This window comes from Pseudomonadota bacterium, assembly GCA_030775045.1.
Taxonomy (GTDB): Bacteria; Pseudomonadota; Alphaproteobacteria; order JALYJY01; family JALYJY01; genus JALYJY01.
The window spans coordinates 1-5694 of sequence record JALYJY010000108.1 but is presented as its reverse complement, the minus strand read 5'-3'; the positions used below and the strand labels follow the sequence as shown (position 1 = coordinate 5694).

Annotated in this window: 5 protein-coding genes; 2 read left to right on the top strand and 3 right to left on the bottom strand. The window is 61.3% G+C overall.

Features of this window, described 5'->3' with window-relative positions; genetic code table 11:
- The coding region (locus M3O22_08390) for an ATP-dependent 6-phosphofructokinase (GenBank protein ID MDP9196762.1) at positions 1–1062 on the bottom strand (1062 nt) is incomplete at its 3' end.
- Positions 1063–1342: 280 nt separating this feature from the next.
- Complete coding sequence (locus M3O22_08385; protein MDP9196761.1) at positions 1343–2293, bottom strand: hypothetical protein; 951 nt, start codon at positions 2291–2293, stop codon at positions 1343–1345.
- Between the two features lie 231 nt (positions 2294–2524).
- Between M3O22_08385 and M3O22_08380 the strand changes: the two genes are divergently transcribed.
- Positions 2525–2704: a hypothetical protein gene (locus M3O22_08380; protein MDP9196760.1), complete on the top strand. Its 180-nt coding sequence runs from the start codon at positions 2525–2527 to the stop codon at positions 2702–2704.
- 177 nt (positions 2705–2881) lie between these two features.
- Positions 2882–4333, top strand: a complete 1452-nt coding sequence (locus M3O22_08375) for a DEAD/DEAH box helicase (protein ID MDP9196759.1) — start codon at positions 2882–2884, stop codon at positions 4331–4333.
- Here M3O22_08375 and M3O22_08370 read toward each other — a convergent pair.
- Positions 4330–5694: TraM recognition domain-containing protein (locus tag M3O22_08370; GenBank protein ID MDP9196758.1), on the bottom strand; the 1365-nt coding region annotated here is incomplete at its 5' end. The two genes, M3O22_08375 and M3O22_08370, sit on opposite strands and share 4 nt — an antisense overlap.

Genomic DNA, 5694 nt, shown 5'->3' with positions numbered 1-5694 from the left:
TCCCCGCGCAGTGTTCAGCAGGGGGCTGTCCTTTTCCACGCAGTGATAGGCGGCGATGGCCTGTTCCAGTGGAACATCGATCACGCCGCGGTTGGACCAGGCGACCATGCGGTCAAACCGGCCCTGAACCACCAGGTCCACGGCATGGACACCAAAGGCCGAGGCGATCAGCCGGTCCCGCGGGCTGGGCGGGCTGCCGCGCTGGACGTGGCCCAGGACAGTGACGCGGGTCTCGGCTCCCGTGGCCTCGGCGATCATATGGCCCACATAGTTGCCGATACCGCCATAGCGCTTCTGGCCATCAGTAAAGGCCTGGCGGGCTGCTGCGCCCTCCATGGTGCGCACAGCCTCGGACACCACCACCAGCGCGAAGTTCCGGCCATTATCCTTCACTTCCCGGATCTTTTTCGCAATGCCCTCCACGGACCAGGGAATTTCGGGCAGCAGGATCACGTCCGCGCCGCCTGCAATGCCCGCCGACAGGGCGATGTGGCCGGCGTCGCGGCCCATGACTTCCAGCACCATGACGCGGGCGTGACTGGCGGCGGTGGGCTGCAGGCGGTCCAGCGCCTCGGTTGCCACGGCCACGGCGGTGTCAAAGCCCACGGAAATCTCGGTCAGGCCGATGTCGTTGTCGATGGTCTTGGGAATGCCCACCAGCTTCAGGTTTCCCACCTTCGCCAGCTTGCGCATGATGGCAAAACTGCCGTCGCCGCCCACGGCGATCAGGCCTTCCAGGCCCAGCTGGCGGCACCCTTCGGCAATCTCGCCCGACCGGTCCTTCAGCGTGCCGTCGGGCATGGGATAGGCAAACGGATCGCCCTTGTTGGTGGAGCCCAGGATGGTGCCCCCCATGCGCAGCACGCCGCCGTCCACCATGTTCAGATCCAGCGTGCGGGCGCGCACCGGGCGTGACAGCAGGCCCTGGGTGCCCTCCTCAAGGCCCACAACCTCCCAGCCGTAGGTGAGGACAGCCCGGTGCACAACGGCCCGGATGGCCGCGTTGAGGCCGGGGCAGTCGCCCCCGCTGGTGAGGATACCGATACGCTTTTTGCCGGACATGGATGTGCTCCGAAACCTGGAAACCGTTAAATCGCTCTCCGCCTGCTTGGCCCGCCGACTGTCATCCTGAGCGCCAGCGAAGGATCCTTCTTCAGCAGAAAAAGATCCTTCAGTCGCGTTGCTCCTTCAGGATGACAGCAAGAGGTTATGACAGAGACCTGCTGCTCCCAGATTACCCGGATTCCGCCCCCGTGCAACGGGAAATCTGGCGCTGTTACGGGCAAAAAAGAACCCCCGCCGGAGCGGGGGTCCTGAAGTCAGTCAGAGGATCAGCAGCCTGTCAGGGCGCCGGTGCCCCGGCAACGGGAAGGGCAGTTCCGCCATCGGGGGTTTGTCCGGGGACGCCAGTTGCGTTCTGGGCCTTCTGCCGCGCCTCCAGTTCGTCATGGACAGCCCTTGCGCCTGCGGCAGTCTGGCGGCACCACCTGACAGTTCTGTAAAGCCAGTTTGCATCAAAGTCCGGAATGGTTGCGTCCAGTTTGCCCTGGGCAATCATGCCGAAATAATCACCCGCGGGTTTTCCATCCTGTTCAAGGGCTGCGCCAAGGTCGTAGGAGATGTACTTGTTTTTGTCGTCCTTTTTTCGGGACTCGTAAGTATAAGCCCGGGCCGGGATCTCCTGGTCGTCCGCGTTTTCCGGCGCAGGCTGGTTATCCACCCAGATCTGCGCGTAGGGCCGTCCATTTTCTGCGTTCTCCCTGCGGACGCGGACATATTTTTCCCTGAGTTCTATCTGGAGTCCATTCCGGGAAACTCCATTCGAGGACAGGGCAGCGGTAATACAGTTCTCCTCCCATGTTTCCTGTAATGTATCCAGCTGGACAAGGGTGTTCTGCTGGTCTGTCCGGGCCTGTTCCAGAACCCCTTCCAGCCTTTCTTTCTCTTTGCCCCAGTCGCTGCGCAGCCTAGATTTTTCTTGTTCGAAACGCTCTTTTTCCCTTTCGAGCTCCCTTTCGAGGCTTCCAGTGGACCTTTTTACCGCTGTTTCTACGGCTCCTTGGACTTCATCTTGGCTGTTTTTCAGGAGAGCTGTCAGGACAGTGGTAATGCCAAAGAAAAAAAGCAGCAGAGGGGTTTTTGCCCAGTTCCAGGCGCGCCGACCCCAGGTGGTCTTGTTCAGAACATCCCCGGCGTATCCGGAGCCGGATTTCTTGCTGGTTTTGGCAGGCGTATTCCGCCTGGAGCCGGAAGGAGTAGGGGCAGGCGTGTTGCCTGTCCCCGTTTTTCCCACCGGAGCAGAATTTCCAGACGGTGGCAGAACACCTACTTCTCCGGTTCCGTCTCCAGGAGGAACTGTTCTCTCAAAGGCTGGTTCAACTGCAGTCTTCTCACCTTCCCGTGCTTCCCCGACTGCTGTTTTAGCCAAAGGCAAAGGATTTTCCGCTGTTTGCAGCTGCGAGAGATTGACCGGAGTTCCCTGGCCTCCCTGATCCCCAGACACTGCAGGTGTCTGTCCGCTCACATGCTTCCCGTTGCCGTTCATCGTCATCTTCTCCCCATTCCATCCGGCTTTTCAGCCCTGTTCCAGTGGGGCATCATTGAGCGTCATTTTACTTTCATCAAGAAAAAAACCATGTCCGGCGTTGATGTCGCCGGTTTTCCTGTATTTTTTCTGGAAAGTCTGGTACAACCGGCCCTGTGAGTGGCTTGATGGCTTCCTGATTTTCGAAGCCGGGTTTGCGAGACTGAAGTCTCTGATATCCCTGAAGGTTTGTTGTCCTGGTGACAGCCGCTCGTTCCGCCCCTGTACGGGGCTTCAGCGTCTGTCCCGCAGCAACACGGGCAACGATGCCTGTCAACCTGACAAGGATATTTTTCCATGACCACGAACACCACTCTTTTTTCCGACCTTCCCCTGGCACAGCCCCTTCTGCGTGCGCTGGAGGCCTGCCAGTACACAACCCCCACGCCGGTCCAGACCCAGGCCATTCCTGTGGCGCTGGAGGGGCGGGACCTGATTGCCACAGCCCAGACTGGCACCGGCAAGACGGCGGCTTTTGTTCTGCCGGCCCTGCAGAAAATCCAGATACCGCGTCCGAAGCCTGGCTATGGCCCGCGCGTCCTGGTGCTGACCCCCACACGGGAGCTGGCGCTGCAGGTTCTGGAAGCCGTGAAAAAATACTCAAAATTCTCCCGGGTCTTCGCGGGCGCCATCATCGGCGGGGCCAGCTATTTCGAGCAGAAAAAGCTGCTGTCCCGCGAAACCCACCTGATCGTGGGAACGCCCGGCCGCCTGATCGACCAGATGAATGCCGGACGGCTGGACCTGTCCTGTGTCGAGATGCTGGTGCTGGACGAGGCCGACCGTATGCTGGACATGGGATTTCTTGATGCAGTGCAGGAAATCTCGGACAAATGCCCGGCCCAGCGCCAGACCCTCATGTTCACGGCCACCATGGATGCGCCCATGGCCAGACTGGCCGGCCGGCTTCTGAAGGATCCGCACCGGGTTGATATCGCCGGCACCCACAAGTCCCATGACACCATTGACCAGCGGCTGCTGTGGGCCAGCGACCTGTCCCACAAGCACCGGCTTCTGGATCATCTGGTGAGCCAGCCGGAGACGGGCAAGGCTATCATTTTCACGGCGACAAAGCGCGACGCCGACCGTCTGGCGGATGACCTGAACGAAAAAGGTCACGCTGCGGCGGCCCTGCACGGCGACATGAAGCAGAACCACCGCAACCGCACGGTGGACAGGCTGCGCAAGGGTCAGGTCCGGTACCTGGTGGCCACAGATGTGGCGGCGCGCGGGATCGATATCCGGGATGTGACCCACGTGATCAATTTCGACCTGCCCCGCGTGGCCGAGGACTATGTCCACCGGATCGGGCGCACAGGCCGGGCGGGTGCCTCCGGCACGTCATGGACCTTTGCGGGAATGTCCGAGCGGGGCCTTCTGAAGGCCATCGAGCGCTATACAGGCAAGGCGCTGACCGAACATGTCATTGCTGGCTTGGAGCCCCGGATGCCAGCTCCCGGTTCGCGGGATGCAAGAAAACCGGCAGGGCAAAGGCCGCCATTCCGGAAAAGGGCCGGAGAAGATTATCGCCGGCCGGAGGGTCGTCACCCCGATGGTCGTCGTCCAGAAGGCCGTCATCCCGGTGACCGCAAGCCGGAAGGAAAACGCTTTCAGGCGGCGGGAGAGGGCGCTGCCGTTGCTCCGTTCAGCCGGGAGCGGAAAAAGCACCGGCCGGGCGGGGCTGCTGCGAGGCCATATGGAACCCGCTTTCAGGGAAAACGGCGGGACGGCGGCAGGTCAGCCGCCTAATCCTGGTCTTCAGCCCGTTCGAAGAGTTTTTCTTCCAGTGACCGGGCAGTCTTTTCCATGATGGCCGTTACTGACGGCGGCGGCGTATAGGGCGGAACCTCGATATCACCATCAACCTCTGCCTTTGCTGCGCCGTCTTTCTGTACAGGCTCTCCTGCTGTTCCGAAATGCCGGGCAAAAAAATCATCGGCAATCTTGTTGAAGGAGGGGGGGACGCTCTCCGGTACAGCCGCTTTCGGGGGCAATGTGGGCGTGGCTGTCGCCGGGGTTTCAGGCATGAAGGGGTTCTTGTTGCCGCCCAGCTCGGTGGGCAGGGATTCCCAGAAGGATTTCAGGTCAAAATCCCCGCCCCCGGATCCGGCATCAGCGGGCGTGGCAAAGGGATCAAAATCGGCAGAGCCTTCTTCGGTGGTTTCTTCCATGATCGGTGGCAGGGTAGCCAGATGGGCCACGGCCATCGCCCCGCATTCCAGAGGCGTTCTCTTCGCGATAACAGCCAGGCTGTGACCCGCCACCAGGGCCTCGATTTCGCGTGAGGTGGGCAGGGGCGGCCCGCCCGAGGCTGCTGTCCATTCCGGATCGGCAAAGCGGGCGGCAACCTCGGAAATGGACCTGTCACGCGGGGTTGCAGCCGCGGCCGGGGGCACAACGGGCAGAAGCTTGTGCACCCGCAGGGCCTTTGTCTTTTCAGGCGCCGAGAACAGCATTTTCGCGGAAATCACGGTATTGCCGTACATCAGGGTGGCCTCACCCGGTCCCTGGGCGCGCAGGCTGTTGTAGTCCGTTTTTTCAGTCCATTTCAGGCTGGTGTTCTGCTGGTCCATGAACCTGGTGCCAAAAAAGCCGGCCTGGGTGCTGTGGCCCGTCACCTCGGCCACCAGATGCTTGCTCATGCTCTTGTCGAAAAAGTCCTTGGTATCCGTCGGGTCTTCCAGCTTGCCAAAGATCTTCAGGTTACAGTTACCGGTGATGGATCGCGCCTCTTCCTTCACGCGCTTTTCCATGGCGGGCAGATCCTGCGCCGCAAAGATCAGGGAGAACCCGAGGCTTCGGGCCTGGGCCGCCATGACGCCCATACCCTCGGTGGCGTAGTACCCCACCTCGTCGAACACCACGGGGAAGGGGGAGGGGGCCTGGGTCATCTTGTTGTCGATGATCTGGGCCCGCTCACCCTCGATCTGGGCGCCCAGGGTGGAACCCATCATACCCTTGAGGGCCGCGACCACGATCTTGCCGAGGTTGGCTGCCTCGTCCCCTGATTTCTCAAGGGCCGGGATCATGACCACCAGGATGCGCCGCTGCAGCACCACGTCCCGAAGATCCACGTCCGCCTGCTGGGTACCGAAGATATAGCCGTATTC

Excerpts from the sequence above, each read along its gene's own strand:
- M3O22_08380 (MDP9196760.1), top strand. The coding sequence starts at position 2,525 with ATGCTTCCCGTTGCCGTTCATCGTCATCTTCTCCCCATTCCATCCGGC.
- M3O22_08375 (MDP9196759.1), top strand. The coding sequence starts at position 2,882 with ATGACCACGAACACCACTCTTTTTTCCGACCTTCCCCTGGCACAGCCC.